Annotated in this window: 17 protein-coding genes; 9 read left to right on the forward strand and 8 right to left on the reverse strand. The window is 41.3% G+C overall.

The genetic code is table 11. From position 1 onward, the window contains the following. Positions 1–219 precede the first annotated feature (219 nt). The 5 genes from GNIT_RS06660 to GNIT_RS06680 all read right to left on the reverse strand — a co-directional run bounded on the left by GNIT_RS06660 (position 220) and on the right by GNIT_RS06680 (position 5,649). Positions 220–744: a hypothetical protein gene (locus GNIT_RS06660; RefSeq protein WP_014108394.1), complete on the reverse strand. Its 525-nt coding sequence runs from the start codon at positions 742–744 to the stop codon at positions 220–222. An 81-nt stretch (positions 745–825) separates the two neighbouring features. Beyond that, positions 826–2,097 carry a hypothetical protein gene (locus GNIT_RS06665; protein ID WP_014108395.1) on the reverse strand — a complete coding sequence of 424 codons (1,272 nt, stop codon included), beginning with the start codon at positions 2,095–2,097 and terminating at the stop codon, positions 826–828. Positions 2,098–2,408: 311 nt separating this feature from the next. Beyond that, positions 2,409–2,774: a hypothetical protein gene (locus tag GNIT_RS06670; protein WP_041246329.1), complete on the reverse strand. Its 366-nt coding sequence runs from the start codon at positions 2,772–2,774 to the stop codon at positions 2,409–2,411. A 41-nt stretch (positions 2,775–2,815) separates the two neighbouring features. Next, positions 2,816–3,076 carry a hypothetical protein gene (locus GNIT_RS06675; protein ID WP_148261696.1) on the reverse strand — a complete coding sequence of 87 codons (261 nt, stop codon included), beginning with the start codon at positions 3,074–3,076 and terminating at the stop codon, positions 2,816–2,818. Between the two features lie 227 nt (positions 3,077–3,303). Continuing rightward, the gene (locus tag GNIT_RS06680) at positions 3,304–5,649 is read right to left on the reverse strand and encodes a S9 family peptidase (protein WP_014108398.1); all 2,346 of its coding nucleotides are present in this window, start codon (positions 5,647–5,649) and stop codon (positions 3,304–3,306) included. 347 nt (positions 5,650–5,996) lie between these two features. Between GNIT_RS06680 and GNIT_RS06685 the strand changes: the two genes are divergently transcribed. The 3 genes from GNIT_RS06685 (at position 5,997) to GNIT_RS06695 (ending at position 8,339) form a co-directional block, all read left to right on the forward strand. Next, a complete protein-coding gene (locus GNIT_RS06685) occupies positions 5,997–6,479 on the forward strand; it encodes a hypothetical protein (RefSeq protein ID WP_014108399.1) in 483 nt (160 codons plus the stop codon). Positions 6,480–6,481: 2 nt separating this feature from the next. Continuing rightward, positions 6,482–6,706 carry a helix-turn-helix transcriptional regulator gene (locus GNIT_RS06690; RefSeq protein WP_014108400.1) on the forward strand — a complete coding sequence of 75 codons (225 nt, stop codon included), beginning with the start codon at positions 6,482–6,484 and terminating at the stop codon, positions 6,704–6,706. 100 nt (positions 6,707–6,806) lie between these two features. Then, entirely contained in the window at positions 6,807–8,339 is a 1,533-nt protein-coding gene (locus tag GNIT_RS06695; protein ID WP_014108401.1) for an acyl-CoA carboxylase subunit beta, read from the forward strand. An 84-nt stretch (positions 8,340–8,423) separates the two neighbouring features. On the opposite strand, the gene GNIT_RS06700 is transcribed toward GNIT_RS06695, so the two are convergent. Beyond that, the gene (locus GNIT_RS06700; protein ID WP_014108402.1) at positions 8,424–9,161 is read right to left on the reverse strand and encodes an arylesterase; all 738 of its coding nucleotides are present in this window, start codon (positions 9,159–9,161) and stop codon (positions 8,424–8,426) included. 19 nt (positions 9,162–9,180) lie between these two features. Between GNIT_RS06700 and GNIT_RS06705 the strand changes: the two genes are divergently transcribed. The 5 genes from GNIT_RS06705 to GNIT_RS06725 all read left to right on the forward strand — a co-directional run bounded on the left by GNIT_RS06705 (position 9,181) and on the right by GNIT_RS06725 (position 15,605). Further along, positions 9,181–9,873: an ABC transporter ATP-binding protein gene (locus GNIT_RS06705; protein ID WP_041246710.1), complete on the forward strand. Its 693-nt coding sequence runs from the start codon at positions 9,181–9,183 to the stop codon at positions 9,871–9,873. Between the two features lies 1 nt (position 9,874). Next, the gene (locus GNIT_RS06710; protein ID WP_014108404.1) at positions 9,875–12,391 is read left to right on the forward strand and encodes an ABC transporter permease; all 2,517 of its coding nucleotides are present in this window, start codon (positions 9,875–9,877) and stop codon (positions 12,389–12,391) included. Between the two features lie 180 nt (positions 12,392–12,571). Then, positions 12,572–13,453, forward strand: a complete 882-nt coding sequence (locus tag GNIT_RS06715; RefSeq protein WP_041246330.1) for an alpha/beta fold hydrolase — start codon at positions 12,572–12,574, stop codon at positions 13,451–13,453. A gap of 69 nt (positions 13,454–13,522) precedes the next feature. Then, positions 13,523–14,803, forward strand: a complete 1,281-nt coding sequence (locus GNIT_RS06720; RefSeq protein ID WP_014108406.1) for a GGDEF domain-containing protein — start codon at positions 13,523–13,525, stop codon at positions 14,801–14,803. Then, positions 14,790–15,605, forward strand: a complete 816-nt coding sequence (locus GNIT_RS06725) for a substrate-binding periplasmic protein (protein WP_014108407.1) — start codon at positions 14,790–14,792, stop codon at positions 15,603–15,605. The genes GNIT_RS06720 and GNIT_RS06725 overlap by 14 nt, the downstream gene beginning before the upstream one ends. A 69-nt stretch (positions 15,606–15,674) precedes the next feature. On the opposite strand, the gene GNIT_RS06730 is transcribed toward GNIT_RS06725, so the two are convergent. Then, positions 15,675–16,442 (reverse strand): substrate-binding periplasmic protein, encoded by a 768-nt coding sequence (locus GNIT_RS06730; protein WP_014108408.1) that lies wholly within the window; start codon positions 16,440–16,442, stop codon positions 15,675–15,677. A gap of 284 nt (positions 16,443–16,726) precedes the next feature. On the opposite strand from GNIT_RS06730, the gene ppnP reads away from it, so the two are divergent. Further along, on the forward strand, positions 16,727–17,011 hold the full coding sequence (ppnP, locus tag GNIT_RS06735) for a pyrimidine/purine nucleoside phosphorylase (protein ID WP_014108409.1): 285 nt from the start codon (positions 16,727–16,729) through the stop codon (positions 17,009–17,011). Between the two features lie 110 nt (positions 17,012–17,121). Here ppnP and GNIT_RS06740 read toward each other — a convergent pair whose 3' ends face one another. Further along, positions 17,122–17,733 (reverse strand): flavin reductase family protein, encoded by a 612-nt coding sequence (locus GNIT_RS06740; protein ID WP_014108410.1) that lies wholly within the window; start codon positions 17,731–17,733, stop codon positions 17,122–17,124. Positions 17,734–17,886: the final 153 nt, after the last annotated feature.

The following is a 17,886-nucleotide window of genomic DNA, read 5'->3' on the forward strand; positions in this document are numbered from 1 at the left end:
GATAAGAATGTAAATCACTCATGACAGAATTTTAGTGAGAAAGTCTGATGTGATCAGGCAAGAAAGGGCATTTAGGAGACGTTCGCCATGCGCTAACAATATGGTTGAAACACTCTTCCTATCTCTAACAATGGTTTTATAATGCGCGGTTAGTAATTCGATATCGCTATTTGGCGCAACGTGTCTATGAAATACTTCAACAAAACACGGATATATAACTTATTTTATTGAAATATCGTCTTCAATAATCTCGTTGCCTCGATAGTGAAACAATACATTGGCTACCTGTTTTTTATCAATTTCAACGAAACCAGCAACCAATGCGATTGGTAGTCCGCTAATAGAGCTAAACTGGCTAAGTACTGACTCCATCTCATCTTTACTAGCATAATTGAAAGACCCCATGCAGATAGTGAGGTCGCAGCGAAGTGTCTCTTTAAACCGCACACCCTCTACTGATTCAGCGATTGTCGAAAGCTTACCGATAAACAATGTTTCAGTATCCACTATGACAAATGAATCCGCTTTCAAACTCTTCTGCATTTCACTAAAAAGTTCGGAGTTAACTAAGAAATTAGCGGCTGGCCCGTATAGTTCATCGGACGAATACAACTTCATGGTATTACTACCTATTTCTTGTTTTGTATCCACACTGCTCATTTTTGAAAAACTATCTTTAGATATAAATAATCCTGAAAAAAAAGCTAAATTGATAATCATTAATTTACAAAACGAATTTGTCATACTTAATTTACCTTTGGTCTGTTTATGTATATACACTTGCAAATAAGGTTAGTCTTATATTTTCTATGTCCTTTGACCCAATTATTTTTTTTCACTATATTCGCGCATTGCAGTTTCGAACTTCAAAATTTCTTTTTGATAAGGTGAAGCATTAAAAAAATTCTGTGCTTTTGCACTACTTTCACGTTTCAGAGTATTAAATATGCGAGCTGAAACATCTGCTCTGTCTCCATTAGATGTCAGTAAATGAAGATTATTTGTGACAAAAGAAGGGTCTGTGTAGGTTGCCTTTAATAAAAGCTTTTTCGTAGCTTGTTGAGCATCAATATCTGTTTGGCGACTCACCCACTTTAAAGCGGCTTCTGAGTTTGAAAAACTCCAATAGTCTATTATCTTGTCAGCACGTGCTTCCAACCGATCTGACTCTGCTCTAGTCATGTACCAATTAGCGGCATTGCTGGCGTCAGTGACTATATAAGACTGAAAAATTAGCTCCTCGGTTTTTTCTTTATTGGTTGACTCAGGCAATTCAGAAAACCAATCTAATGTTCCTTCAGGGTTAGCTCTCAACCACGCACTGAGAATAGTGCTTTTTGCACTTGAACTATCTAAATATGCCGTTTTTTCTAACAAATTGATAAAGTCGGCTGATTCTTTTAGATTCATTGTGATTCCTGACATTGCTAAAGCAAGCTCTGTGCGATCATCAACATATTCTTGCAGAAACTGGATAGCTAAGTCGTGATTCTTCATGGCCATATTTGCAAATATGCCACTTAGAATAGGGTTGAAACGCGACGACAATTCTTCTTTGTTAACGTTGTACCAATTAAGCGCAAGTATAGGTTCTTTTTGTGCCCATTTAGACAACGCGATGTTAATGGCTCCCAGTCGAATTTGTGGGCTTGTAATATTGTTTAGCGCAAAAGTGAGGGCTTTATAAGGAGCAATTGACGCATAACGGTCTAAATAGAGCGACAAAGTAAATGAGAATTCAGGGTCATTAGCGTAAGCTCTTAAGTATTCTAAATCAGAAAGTAGATCTTCTTCACTCATGTTTGTGATCAAATTGTATGCGAACGCAATAGACGCAAAATCTTGGTCGTATACGCCCTTGAACATACTGATAACTTGCTGAAGTGTGCTTTGTTTTGCTTCTAGCTTCTGCTCAGTAGCAGCTATAATGATTGTTGGCTCATTGGATACAGCAGTTTCTTGAGTAGGAGTAACAGGTGACCTAGCCTCGACTTCTTCGCTATGTTCTGCATGTGATGATGGCTTATGCCAGTGAGAACCGACAAAAAAAGCTAGACCTAATGTACATAACCACGAAACGGCAATAAAAATTTTCAATTTCTTAATTCCTTTAAAACTACATTCCTAAGAAAACATATACTGCGCCGGCGATGCCAACAATATATTACGTGCCTCGATAGAGACAAAAAACTATTCTGAGTTTGCTATCTTGTCAAAACTATAGAATAGCGACTGAACTTAGATAAGCCAGTGACGCGGTAACGTTCGCAAATCTCTAATGACGCAGAATATGATACTTTTATTAGACGTCCAAACTTATCTTTATAAGATTGGCATTTTTAATCCCTCGCAAAATTGAGGCTGAGCTCGCAGTAAGACTATATATTTTGTAAGCTTTTTAGTATTTCTTATTGCTGATTAGTCCTCTCTTTGAGCATAGATTCTAATACAACCCTAGACCAACTTTTCACGTTTTCTATATCAAGTTTGGAAGCGCTGTTGTCAAAATAAACTAGAATTGGATAACCACCGTTGGGGCAGTACGATGTTGGTTCAAATCCGCCATACATCAAGCCAAGACCTGCAATGCTTTTGCCTGAATCACCGGTCACCCAGTAGCTGACTCTATTGTTGAACCCCTTATTGAAAATTTCTCTTCCCACAATGGCAGCCTCTTCTTGGGAATCGAAACAAGGACTGTTATAAAGTACGTTTGGGGTTGATGAGCAGGAAACGAGAAGAGTACAAACACAAATTATCAAAAAATATTTCACACGGTCCTCCTTGAAATGTAACCTTAATTATCGGGTAAATATCATTTGCTTAATAAAATTGATTGAACAGGAGGCAATCCTCTCAATATGCGATCTTCGTCTGTAATTGAGTTATTTTGCAAATAAACTCTGGTGTAAATTGACGGCTTTCTTCTTAGGTGCCGGCAGTCATCGCTTCTTTTAGCATCATCAAAATATTGTCTAAATTTTTTGTACAGCGTTGAATCGCGTACGGCGGTAATTGCCGTATTGAAGCCCAGCTCTGCTGGGTTAGAAGGCGATAACCAGATCATACCAGCCATACCCATCCTCGATAAATCCATGGAGCACTTGATGTCAACTCTGCCACTAAATCAAACAAAGTTTAGTACCCTTATCTTTATTGAAACATAGTACCCACTAGCCCATCACATCCCAAGCTTTCATGTTATTGGAATTTTGCTTATAAAATTCAACGGCGGCAGATTCATTTATATCATCGAAATGCTGCCCATTAGGTGCTGGCTCTTTAAGATTAACGCGATATGCATCACTTATTCTTTAAGTGCTCAATGAAATAATTACTTTGCATAGTGTGCAGATGCAAAGAGGTACCGTCTCCTTCGACGATCCCATGTCGACGATTAGGGTATGCCATAAAATCAAACTGGCGATTATGTTTAACTAGCTCATTGATAAGTCTTTCTGCGCCTTGGTAATGCACATTGTCGTCTCCGGTGCCGTGCACAAGCAACAACTTGCCCTGCAGATTCTTAGCATGGGTTATGGGCGATGCTTCAATATAGTTTGCTTCATAATCTTCGATCAATCCGGAGTAGCGCTCTTGGTAAATAGAGTCATAGAGTCGCTGATCAGGCACGGGCGCCCGTGAGACACCCACATGGAATTGCTCAGGATAGCGAAATAGCAAATTCAGTGTCATAGAGCCGCCACCAGAATGTCCCCACACTCCAGCTCTATTGCAGTCGATATAAGGCCATTTTTTGCAAATTTCTTGCAACGCGTCAGATTGATCGCGCGCACCAAGTGGGCCAATATTGCCGTATACAGAGCGGCGCCAGTCTCTACCTTTTGGCGAAGGTGTACCGCGATTGTCAACCGAGCTAACAATAAAGCCCTGTTGGGTCATCATCATGTGCCACATTGTATTTCGAAGCCACATATCACGCACTATCTGGGCGGCCGGCTCACCATAAACAAAGTTAATAATGGGGTGTTTTTTGCTCGTGTCCATATTAGGCGGACGCATGATATAACCGTCCAAACTTAGGCCATCTTGGCTATTCACGCTATAAAATTCATAATCGCCCTTGGCAAGTTGCGCAATCTTTTCAACCAGCTCTGCGTTGTCCTCAAGTACGTTATGCGCTTTGTGATCAGGCAATGAAATCAGTGTATAAACAGGTGGTTGTAAAAAACTAGAGTGCGTATGAATTGCCCATTTTGAATCCGCTGATACATCGTAGCTATTAGTGCCGCTCAATGCGTCGGGAGTGATACGCGTCATGTCACTGCTGCCATCTAAGTTCGTTCTGTATAAATAGCGCTGTGTCGGATTTTTGGGTGAGGCAATAAAATACAGCCAGTTATTCGCCTCATCCTTTGACACAAACTCGGTTACATCAAAGTCACCTGGAGTTAGATCAAGCATGCTTTTGCCGTCACGAGCAACTTTATAAATGTGCTTCCAGCCATTACGCTCACTCAGCCATAAAAACTCATCTGAATTTTTAAGCCAAATAGGGTCCTCTAGATATTCGATGTAAGTCTCTTCCTGCTCAATAAATACTTTCTCAATATCGCCGGTGTTCACGTCTGCATAAAAAATCGTATTGTTGTCTTGTTTGCGGTTCATCTGCTGGATCAGCACCTGATTTTGGCCTTGCACCCAGCTCATTCGCGGCACATACATATCTTTAGCGATGCCCGGCAGCTCAATCCAACGTGTTTCTGAATTGGCAATAGACACAACACCAATGCGTGCCGCAGAATTTTCTTCCCCCACTTTTGGATAGGGAATAGCGGTAATGGTGGGATAAAGCGTATCAGTGTTGTTTATAATATAGAAATCTTGCGCGGCGCTGGTATCAAGCTGCCAGTAAGCGATGCGTTGGCTGTCTGGGCCCCATCGAAAACCATCCTGGATACTGAATTCTTCTTCATAGGCCCAGTCGAATAAGCCGTTAATGGTGTTATCAGATGCGTCGTTAGTCAGTGCGGTAATGGCTTTGCTTTGTAAATCTTGCACATAAATATTATTGAGGTAGACATAAGCAAACTTTTTGCTGTCGGGGGAGAACTTACCAAACATCATTTGACTTGTTTGATAACTATTTTCGCCAAGCTTCGATAGTGCGCCATCTTCTATATTTAGCACCCAGTATTCGCCACGGGTTTTGTCTCGCCAAACGTATTCAGCATTGGTATATATTAATAATTGGCTTTGGTCTTTTGACCATTGGTAATCGTCCACCACCAACGCTTTATCGCTGCCCGCTGGCGTTAACTGAGCGAGGCTAATTAAAATGCTGCGTTCTAATGTGGCAGGATCATATTGGACAATTTCTTCATAAACTTTAATGTCGTCGCCATTTTGGTCTTTTTCAAGCTCAGCATCTTCAAAACCCTCGGCTGTTTCCAGTGCGGTAAATTTTGAGCCTTCTTTATCCCAGCGGATAGCACCTGGTCGCTCTGCTCTATATTCATAGTCTTGATAAAGCATTTCATTTGTTAGCATAACTCCGGATGGTGCAGTAGACATTTTTTCACTCGCGTTAGTTTGCTCAGATAATGGTTTTTGAGGGGAACATGCACTCATCGCAAATATGAGTACCATGGAGCTACAGGACAATTTAAACCGTTTGGATAAATACATTTTGATACATCCTTTGTATACCTTTATTTAAAATCATCGTGTCTGATTCTTTTCAAAAAGTAAACATTTTCTTGGTACACATAACGCCGCAACAAACAGCCAAGTAGCAGTTGGCTTGAATGTCAATCGAAGCGCAATCGCGTAAACTGTTCCGTGTTCGTTATTACAGAAAAAGACCTTTGGAGCAACACGGACAACAATCCATAATTCGCTTAAAGCACAAGTAGAACAATAATAATTAGGGTAAATGGCGCCTTATTATCTAATTCAATGTTAAAAATATTTTACACGAAGTTTAATTTAATTTACTCTGGGTTCGGATTTGTTAACTTTAATAGAGAACATCGATGAACATGACATTTAAAGAAAAGAGCACCTGGCTTTCCCTTTTTGTAACGCTATTGATTTTTGGTAACTACGCGATTTCAGTTTTCACAATGGATCCCAGTATGCTCAACCCTGAAGAGATGATTGAACTCGCTATGGACAACTTGAGTTCAGCTGTGTTGTATATGATTATTATTGAAGTTATCTTTCAGTCACTCATTGCTGCAGCTAGTCGCAACAAAACTGAGCTCGAAGGGGATGAACGCGATAGAACAATTTCTCTAACTTCTAATAACTCTGGCTACTATGTGCTAAGTATCGGTGTTGTTATTACAATTGGTCAGTTAATTTTACCGCATGCGTTCGGGATTGGAGCGTTTGTCGAAGAGCGTACTAGCATAATCCCTTTGTTTGAGATGCACATGTTGTTATTTAGTCTAATTCTTTCTGAAATCGTGCGCTTTGCACACCAAATCTATCTGTATAGAAAGGATGCGGTATAAAAATGGCTTCGGCGAATAAAATTAATAGTAGGGTTCGCGAGTGTCGTTTCTTTGCGAATGAAATGACACAACAAGAATTGGCTGAACGCGTAGGGGTGACTCGTCAAACTATCATGGCAATAGAAAAAGGAAAATACAGCCCTTCACTTGAAGTCGCATTTAAAATTGCATTAGTGTTTAATAAACCTTTAGAAGATGTGTTCACTTATGAACCTAATGTTGAATAAGTTATTTATTTTAAAATTTTGCTAATGAAAAGCTTTAAAAATATACGTTAGCGACAAAAAGTAGTGAACAAAAAGTAACAAATAAAAATGAAGAAAAATAATGACAAATAGTACTGAAAAATCTTCGAAAGAATTACAAGCAAGGCTTGCCAAAACGCAGGATCATGCTCGTTTAACGCAAGCAGAAAAGCGACAAGCGAAAGGGTTTAATACTGCGCGTGAAAACATTGAAAAGTTATGCTCTGGCAAATTGTTTCGAGAATATGGCCAAGTAGCTGTCGCAGCGCAACGCCAGCGCCGTAACTATGAAGAACTGCAAACAGAAACAGCCGCTGATGGTGTTATTACGGGTATTGCTCCTATTAATAATGAGTGTATTACGCTGAATCCGCACGCAAATATCAGCTCACATGACACCGTGCTTATCGTCAACGATTATTCTGTATTAGCAGGTACGCAAGGTTATTTTCATCATTTAAAGCTCGATCGAATAATTGAGGTGGCGCTGAATAAGCAACTTCCTATCATTATGTTGACAGAAGGCGGCGGAGGTCGTCCTGGTGATACCGACATAACGACTATCAATTCCGGTTTACAGTGCACTACCTTCAGCCGTTGGGCAGGTCTTACTGGCAAGGTCCCTCGTATCGCTGTCAACAATGGCTACTGTTTTGCTGGCAACGCTGCGCTGTTTGGCGCCGCTGATATCACGATCGCCACAGCATCGTCTTTTATTGGCATGGCGGGCCCCGCCATGATTGAGGGTGGTGGTTTGGGTAAGTTTAACCCAACAGACATCGGTCCAATTGATACACAGGCTAAAAACGGCGTGGTGGATATTGTTGTACGAGATGAAAGTCACGCAATTGAAATAGCAAAAACCTGCTTAGGTTTCTTCCAAGGTTGTCATACCGATTGGGAGGCTCCCATTGATAGCGCGCTCGATTGCGTTCTACCGGACGATAGACGCTATGTTTACGACATGCATAAGGTTATATCCGGCATCGTAGATATAAATTCCTTCGTAGAAATTGGAAAGCAGTATGGCTCCGCTATTATTCTGGGCTTTGCTAGAATTGAAGGCAAACCCATTGGATTAATTGCCAGTAACTGTAAAGTTCTAGGGGGAGCAATTGACGTGGATGCGGCGAAAAAATTGAATCGCTTTATGAAGTTATGCGATCTATTTGCTATTCCTATTGTTTCTTTGTGTGATACCCCTGGTTTTATGGTGGGGCCTGAGCATGAAAAAAATGGCGCCGTTCGGTATTTAAGTGAACTATTTGCAACGGGTGCCAATTTGTCGATTGATTTTGTCGCTGTTGTTATCCGTAAATGTTACGGCTTAGGCGCTCAAGCTATGCTGGCTGGTAGTACATCTAAGCCAAGCTACATGCTTTCATGGCCAACTGGCGAATTCGGTGCAATGGGGCTTGAAGGTGCCATTAAACTTGGTTTTAAAAAAGAGTTGGAAAAGCAAACAGAGCCTACTAAACGTCAAGCACTGTTCGATAAACTGCTTGCTCAGCAGTACGAAAAAGGGAAGGCGCTCGAAGTGGCTACAGTGCTGGAGATTGATGCGGTAATTGAGCCGCGGGACACTCGAGAAATAGTGCTTGCAGCCCTTAAGTAATAAATACGTGACGACCTAATTGAAACCCTTTTGACCTAATCATTCTATAGCTAGTAAGGGTAAACTAGAAGTATGCGCGTCTTATTAATTTAAGATAAAGGCTTCCAACTGAGGCTTCAGTAAAGCCGTTATCATCGGTTGTGCTTCTGCAGTAGGATGAATGCCGTCGTTTTGCATTAGCTCTTTATTCAGAGCAATCTCTTCTAAAAAAAACGGAATCAAAGGAATGTCATTTTCTCGAGCAACATCCTTGAACACCTGCGTAAACATTTCTGTGTACCTTCTTCCGTAGTTTGTCGGTATTTGCATTTCTTGTAGCATCACTTCAACATTATTTTGTTTTGCTAATTGAACCATTTTCTCAATATTGACTCTTATTTTACTTGGGTTATGCCCCTGCAAGGCGTCGTTCCCACCCAATTCAATTAATAAGTGAGTTGGTTTGTGCAGGTCCAATAGTCGTGGTAGGCGTGATAATCCGCCGTCAGTAGTGTCACCGCTTATTGCGCCATTAACGACAGCAATTGATTTGTCCTCGCTTTCCCATGCATTTTGTAACAAATAAACCCAACCTTGCTGTTGTGTTAGTCCATATGCTGCACTTAAGCTATCTCCAAGCACCAACAGCTTGTGTTCTTGTAATTCTTGCTGATCTGAATAGCTATAAAAAGGGAATAAAAGACATACAAGTAGTACGGCGCGGATCATTTTTGATGCAATCACGTTGTGATATGAGACAGTTGAGCCCCATACATTAACTAGCGACTGATTTTTTGTGCGCTTTATAGAATTAATTTTTACGGAATTTGAAAAAGAAAACACTATGACAACAGCTCCTGCAATGATTGAAACGAAAAGTGTGATAAAGAAAGTGAATACGAGTGAAGGCGAGTTACAGATCCTTCAACCCATCAGCTTTACAGTAAAACCAGGTGAATCTGTCGCCATTATAGGCGCATCGGGTTCAGGTAAGTCAACTCTTCTTGGTTTGTTAGCAGGTTTAGACGAAGTGTCTGGTGGACATATTATGATAGATGGCGAAGCACTGCATGCAATGGATGAAGAGCAGCGCGCTCGACTTCGTGGTGAAAAAGTTGGCTTTATTTTTCAGAGTTTTATGCTGGTGCAGAGTTTAACAGCACTCGAGAACGTCATGCTACCTGCCGAAATTGCAGGACTCTCAGATCCTAAGAAGCGGGCTCAAAAAATCCTCGATCAGGTAGGTCTTGATCATCGAGCCAACCACTTCCCCAATCAATTATCGGGAGGTGAGCAGCAGCGTGTAGCCATCGCTAGAGCATTTATAACGAACCCAAAGATTTTATTTGCCGACGAGCCGACAGGAAACCTTGATTCTACCAATTCGCTGAAAGTAGAAAATCTGTTGTTTGATTTAAACAAAGAATCCAACACGACTTTAGTTTTGGTAACCCACGACGATGAACTTGCGCAACGTTGTCAACGTCAGTTGCGCATGCACGCCGGTGAACTTACTGAGCAAACTCAGCCGCTTAAAGTTGTTTCTGGAGAGTAGGATGTCAACTGTATTCCAATTAGCATGGCGTTTGTTTAAACATGAGGCGAAACGCGGCGAACTCACCATTATTTTGTTGGCAATTGTGCTATCGGTCGGCTCTGTTCTCTCGCTATCATTATTTAGTGAACGTTTACAGGGCGCATTAACAGATCGTTCAGCTGAGTTCATTGCTGCAGATAGACAGCTACGTTCTCGAGAAGTCATTGACGATGCTTGGATAAATAAAGCATCCGAGTACAAGCTCAATACTGCTTATCAAGTCAGTACCAGATCGATGGTATTCGGCGCTGAAGAACTGGCCCTGTCTGACCTACGCGCGGTTGATACAAGTTACCCCTTAAAAGGCAGTATCAAAGTAGCAAAACAGGTTTTTGGCGTGCCCGAGGAGACCACTGAGTCACCTCAGCCCGGTGAAGTGTGGATTGACTCTCGCTTGTTTCAGTTAGTGAAAGTTGAATTAGGCGGTAGCATCGATATTGGTGATGAAAGTTTTAAAGTCACTAAAGTATTAAGTGGCATTCCAGACGCAGGTTTTAGCGTATTTAACGCTGACCCCATTGTTTTAATGTCCACCGAAGACCTAGAAAAAACCAAAGTCACCGGTCCGGGCTCGAGAGTAAGCTACAAATACTATTTCACCGGTGATAGTGGAGATCTAAACGACTATTACGACTGGCTTCGTCCTCAACTTAACAGAGAGCTGCACCGCTGGACATCAATAGAAGACGATGAGTCAGCTATCGGGCGTTCAATTGCGCGTGCAGAGCAGTTTTTCTTACTCGCAAGTTTGTTAGCGATTGTGTTGGCAGCAGTGTCAATCGCGGTTGCTGCTCAGCGCTACAGCCAGCGTCATTTTGACCCCGTTGCAATCATGAAAACATTGGGTGCAGGCAAGGCCATGGTCCAACGCATCTACTTGCTACAGATTTGTTTTATCACATTTCTAGGCATCGTCTTAGGCATTGCAGCTGGTTTTGCGCTGCAGCAAGCTGTGGTCTCGCTGTTAGCAGATATAGTTGAAGTGTCGCTTGATATTTGGCATTGGAGACCATTGGCTATTGCAGTATTTACGGGGGTAATTTGTTCTGTTCTATTTTCGCTATATCCACTGCTGCAGTTATTCTCTGTGCCACCGCTGCGCGTATTAAGACGCGATATCGATTCAACTCTGTCATCAAAAGCGCTGCAATTTGCAACTTCAGGTATTGCGGTATTTCTACTCATGTGGATTTATAGCCAAGACCTTATGATCAGCTCGATCCTGTTTGTATCTGGGATTATCTTGGTGGTGCTGCTGCTTGGTGTTACGCATTTACTCATTATGCTTGGTCGCAAATTAGGCAGTGGTAGCATGGGCTCATGGACCTTAGCTTGGGCGCGCATCCGCCGCAGAGCAATGGGCAACAGCGTACAGCTAATTAGTTTCTCCATAACCATCATGCTGTTGCTGGTAGTGCTGGTTATGCGCAACGACATGGTAGCGCAGTGGCGCGACCAACTGCCAGAAGGTACCCCAAATTATTTTGTGTCTAACGTAACTGAGGGTCAACGAGCGGGTTTAGAAAATCAATTTGCACAAAATAACGTTGAGTCTGGTGATTTCTTTCCAGTAGCTCGCGGTCGGTTCGTTGCTATTAATGACGAGAAAATTCGCACTGAAGTCACAAAAGAAGATCAAGAAGTGGCTGACGAAGGTCGACAAGGTCTCGGTAGAGAAGCAAACCTCACATGGGGCACAGAGCTGCAAATGGGGAATAAGATCATTGAGGGTGAATGGCTCGACTCGTGGCAAGAAGGTGAACCCTATCCATTATCAATTGAAGCTGAAATAGCTGAGCGCTTGGATATTAAGCTTGATGATGAGCTGACCTTTAACATTGGTAGTGAGGTTATTAAAGCCACAGTTACCAGCCTGCGCGAAGTAAACTGGCAAACAATGCAACCTAACTTCTTCTTTGTGCTTCATCCAAAAGCATTAGAGAACTTTTCTGCTACGTACATCACTAGCTTCAACTTAGACGAGTCACGTAAAGCTGAAATAACCAAGCTAATGGCGCCTTTTGCTAGTGTTACTTTGTTTGATGTGGATGCCAGAATAAACCAGCTGCGAGAGATAATTGATCAAGTATCAATGGCGGTAGAATTTATTCTCATACTGGTGTTAATTGCCGGTGCGCTGGTGTTGATAGCGCAAGTTCAGGCCAGCATGGATGAACGTTTGCAGGAATTGGCCATCTTGCGCACCTTGGGTGCCAAAGGATGGATGATTCGCTTTAGTGTTATCAACGAATTCATTATTATTGGGCTCGTGGCGGGGCTCATGGCTGCGATATCAAATGAATTCAGTTTGTATATGCTGCAAACAAAAGTGTTTCAAATGGAAGCGGGCTTGCACCTTGAATACTGGATCATAGCGCCGCTAGTAGGTGCATTAACTGTCGGTTTGCTTGGAGCAATAGGGTGCTGGCGTTTACTAAGTTTGAATACGGGAGAGTTACTTAGAAAAATGGTGTAATTCCCCATAGGTTGGCCGGATAGTAAATGAATCTACTTATCCGGCCATTCATATTGACTTTGTTCGCATCGATAGTCTTTCATAGCACTTCGCTACTAACTATTTTACACTCCTGAACTAGGCCTCTCACTATAATGAGTATAGAGGTGGCTATAAGTGGATTCATCGGGCGAGACAATAATGAACACGCATAAATTTGGCGAAAACAGTACATACATCCTCTCTAGCAAAAACAACGAGAAGCTCTTAGTCCGCAAATGGAATGCCTCAGCAAAACCTAAAGGGATTATTATCGCTATCCACGGAGGAATGGCTCATTCTGGTGATTGGCAACTTCCAGCACAGTTTTACAGTGAAAGAGGCTACGAACTTCATGCACTTGACTTGCCAGGCCATGGAACATACCCCAAAATAAATCCTGGCAAAAAAAATCTGCTTGATATTGAAAGCTTCGATATTTACATAGATCATGTTCACGCTTTAGTGAACAGCGCTCATAACGAAGCACCACAGCTGCCCATATTTATTTTTGCTCACTCCATGGGCGGGCTCATAGCTTTGCTTTATGGCTTGGGTAAAGGCAAAGAACAACATTTTATTCACGGTTTTGGCATTTCATCACCTTGGCTCAAAAATAAAACTAAACCGCCAGTACCGTTATTTATCGTCAATTTGCTAGCGCGTTTTTTCCCAACTCTGCCTGTTCCCTTAAAAATTGATTTGGGCAAGTTGACTCATGACCGAAATGTTTTGGAAAGGCATCAAGCGGACGTTGAATCTGGTTTGCGAGGAACAATGGCTAGCCCTCGTTTCGCGAAAGTATCTGAACGCGCTCAGCATAAATTGGCAGCTGAGCTTTCAAGCTGGAAAGACTTCCCACTGGCGATAGCGATTGCGGGCGCTGATCACTTGGCTGACGCTGAGTTCACGCAAACCCAAGTACAAGGAATGCAGTGTCCGGTTGTGCAATATCATTGTTATCAAAACAACCTACATGAAAATTTCAACGAACTAAACCGTCAGGACGTTTTTCAGTATCTTTTCGACGCCCTTAATATGTGACTTTCTTTAAGAGCTCAAGTAATTTAAGCTTGCTGCTGATTTTGATGTCATTGGGAAGTGAAAGTCGTAATGTTTTCAAGTTTTATTCGCCCTACTAATTTATCGAAAAAAGTAATGGGCGTTATTTTTTCTATTTATTTAGGCGTAACTTGCCTAATTACTAGTGCGCAGTTCTATACTGAATACTTGATAACGCAGGATTCAATATTAAGTGAACTGAAGCAGTTAGAAGCGACAGTTATCGGCCCTGTGTCAAGCAACCTATGGCAATATAACCTAAATCAATTAGAAGTACTTAGCGCGGGTCTTTTAGAAATGCCGATCATCGAGGGCGTTCATATTGTCGATGCCAACGGCAAAAGTATCATTTCTAAAAAATCCTACGCGCCCGCATCAATCCCTTTATCTATTTTTGATGTCAAAACAGACTTAAACTGGGTGCTGAATAGTAAAGAAATATACCTTGGATCGGTCACACTCTACTCGTCTTCCGAAGTCGTTTTAGATCGTGTTCTTTTTGGCTTCTCCCTAATTGCTATTGCAGCGGTGATTAAACTTTTTATTTTATTTTGCTTGTTTATTTGGGCCTTTGACCGTTATTTGGCTATCCCTTTGAAAGAACTAATGTCGCAAGTTGATGAGGTTCAAGCGGGTAAAGAAATGAATAAACGGATCCATCTTTCGACTGTTGAGAATAATGAACTCACCCAACTTCAATCTCATATGAACAGCATGCTCTCTGCCATGGAGAAAGATAGGGAGCAATTATTGGAAGATGAGCAAACTAAACGAAACTGGTTGGAAGATGCTGTTGCAAAGCGCACTGAAGCCTTACAAATTCTAAATGAAAAGCTTGAAAAGCTAGCTAAAAACGACTCCTTAACCGGCATACTAAATCGAGGGAGTTTCTTTGATTCAGCTCAACATCTGCTGACGCTCTCTGAACGCCAAAAGTCTTCTGCTTCTTTAGTCCTGATGGACTTAGACCACTTTAAAATGGTTAACGATACTTATGGTCATTTCATCGGCGATAAGGTGCTTATTCATTTCACTCAAACCATCCGTTCTTTTTTGCGAGAGTCAGATATATTTGGCAGACTTGGTGGAGAAGAATTTGCTATATTTCTCTCTGGTGCTGGCATTAATGAAGCCTCTAAACTTGCCGATAAATTACGTAAGGCCATCAGTGATAGTACATTGGAGATTGATGGCAAAACCGTCACCTACACGGTGAGCATTGGTGTTGAATCATCCAGTCCTAATGATCACTCAATTGACGACTTATTTAAACGCGCAGATATTAAGCTGTATGGGGCAAAAGACAAAGGTCGTGATCGTGTCGAAAGGTAACAAAAAAAGTTATTTGCTGTTTGTCCTGCCTTTTTTGATGGCAATTGCGAACAGCAGCGTGAGCCATGCAGAGACTATAAAAGTTTGTTATGACCAATGGGCTCCAATGACCATATTTCCATCTGACAAGTTACCCGAGAGAGGCGTGGTGATAGACATGCTCGAGCATGTCTACGCGTCTCATGGTTATTCATTAGATTATTACGAAGTGCCGTTGGCAAGAGGTCTTTCTATGGTCTCAGAAGGCCTTTGCGATATGCTGCCAGAATATGTGCCTTCAAAAAGAGTAGAAGAAACCTTCGAGTATGCTACCGAAGCTACCTTTGCCTACACAACCGCCTTTGTTGTGAGGCGAGATGATCCTTGGCGCTATGCTGGTATGCCTTCTTTAAAAGGCAAGCGCATCGCAACTGGGCCCGGTTGGGACTACAGTTCAATGAGCGTCGATTATCAAACATATCTCGATGACTCTAATAATGCCGCTTTCGTTGAGATAATTGCGGGTAATGATGACGTAGTAGAACGTGTGATGCACATGATCAAAGAAAATAGAGTAGATCTATATGCTGATAATGAACTTGTCCTTCAGTATGTTTTAAATCGCGCAAATTTGAACGATGATCTTATTATCGTGCGGCCTGGATTAGAAAATAAGTTAATTGAATTACCGATTTTTTCAAAGAAAATTCCGATACTAAAAAGAAAAGAACTTATAAGAATATGGAATGAAGGGCGCAAGCAGATGAAGGGCAAACAAGAAAATATATTTCTAAAAAAATATAACGTACAACTTCAAGAATAATAGTAAAAGCAGTGCAGAGTGATTTTTGAATTCACCAATATAACGCTAAAAATATAAAGCCGAAGCTAGTTAAAGTTCGTTCTCTACATCGTACTTATCAAGAATCATTTTTAATTCTCCTGACTTTTTCACGCGAGCGATGATTGTGTTTATCTCTTCCATAAGCTCTCTATGCTTTTTGTTTAAGCGCAGCACTAAATTCCCTTTAGTGTGAAGTGCCGCAAAAGCAATGTCGACCTCATTAACTTTAGCCCAGTGTTTTGCCGTTTCGATGTCTAAAATTATCCCTTTAAATCGTCCATGCTTGAGACCTTTCATCAACTTATTTTCATCCAGAAAATCAACTCTTGTAAATTTGTCGTCATCAAAATAAAAGTAACCGCCTATAGTGCCAATGTTTTCGCCGTATATTGCATCTAAGGTGGGGTAAAGATCGCGGTTTTTCTTGAGAGTAACAACGTACTCATTGATTTCAAATAAGGGTATGCTGCCCACAAAATCAGCACCGATGTCACCGTTTTTTAGCCATTCCGGGCAGATAAAATCGAAGTCAACAATGCCGTTTACTAAGGCTTGTTCTGCGCGTTTCATGGGTAAATGGACTGACTCAAAATCGATTGTGGAGTAAGACTGCAGCAAAATTACCAAGTCAGCGAATACGCCTCCGTCACCCTCTAAAACTCCAGTTCTAAACGGCACCCAACCATGCTCATCACCTAGATCATAGTATAAGGTTGGTTTTTTCGTTTCTGCGTGAGCAAGCGGAGTTAAAAGGATTATGCTGCACATAAAAGTAACAGTAATAAAAACAAAGTTTAATTGACGTAAACGTCTCACGTTTTCGATCCTTTGTTGGGATGATTAAATGCTTAAGTTCCGAATGTTAAGGCACAAAACCTCGAGTTTCAATGACTGTTACAAAATCAATGTAAAAGTTTATTAGGTTTTCCTGTATTTGATGGCTGCAATTGTGATAAATCGTCCCAACATAACTGTCCAATACTTCATGAATTAAAGCCAAAGGACATCGGAATAACGAATTATCTAGTTAATACTACTGATAAACTGCGTGTAAATATGTAGACTAATAGACTCCATCATTCTGAATTAAGGACTAAATAATGTTTAATGTGAACGAATACTTCGAGGGCAAGGTGGCATCAATTGCATTTAATACAGCCATTCAAACTGCTACGGTTGGGGTTATGGCGCCCGGTGAATATGAATTCGGCACAAGTGAGTTTGAGACTATGACGGTGGTTAGTGGAGCATTAACGGTCTTATTGCCGGACGAAAAAGAATGGAAAACATTTACGGCTTCAGAGGTGTTTACAATTGAAGCTAACCAAAAGTTTAAGGTTACCACTATTGTAGACACGGCTTACCTGTGTACTTACGGGAAATAACTTTTTAAGATAATTGAAGCACATGTCATCGCGATTTTAACAATAATCAGCAAACTCTAGTCTCTGCATTTAGTGAATGAGGCTAGAGTTTGGTCAGTTGAACTGAGCATTTAACTGGGTCGAGACTTTGTAAAAACTTCGCCTAAGTTTGCATATTGACTAGCGCCTAATCTTGCCAACGGATTTACTTTTAGTGCATCAACTTGAATGCGATTGTTGCTTTTAGTAACGGCTTTATCGTCAATATACAATTCAATCGCTTCTACAAATATAATTTGCTGCTGCACATTACCAATTTGTTGAGTGCTATGCACTTTACATAAATACGCAATAGGGCAGTCGGCAACGCGTTGTAAGGGCCAGCCAGCGTGATCAACCAACTTAATTTGATTGGCTTCAATTTCACTTTCGCCATAATTAAGCGTAGCCGCTGTCGCGGTAACCACTTCGGCTTGCTGTGCATGGGCAATATGCACAACGCAATAAGCCTCTTCAACCAGGTTAGCAACCGTATCTTTGGTTGATCCGTCTGGTTTTTTACCCATCGAAAGCATGCACAAAGGTGGATCGCTGCACACAGCGTTAAAATATGAAAATGGAGCAAAGTTAAGTGAGTCGTCGTTATTTTTTGATAATACCCAAGCTATTGGACGCGGTATTACGGTTTGTGTCATTAAATGATAAACGGCGGTACTCGACATATTGTTTAATTCAATATTCACTCTTACTTCCTTTTGATAATTAATTGCTGTTATATAACACTGTTTTACATCGTACTTTTAATGTAAAAGGTATACAATGTTTTCGCCTAAAATGGCGTTATTCAAGCACTAATGTCAAGCATCGGTAATCACAAATAGACCTCGATTATGCTA

It is taken from the genome of Glaciecola nitratireducens FR1064 (assembly GCF_000226565.1).
GTDB lineage: Bacteria > Pseudomonadota > Gammaproteobacteria > Enterobacterales > Alteromonadaceae > Glaciecola > Glaciecola nitratireducens.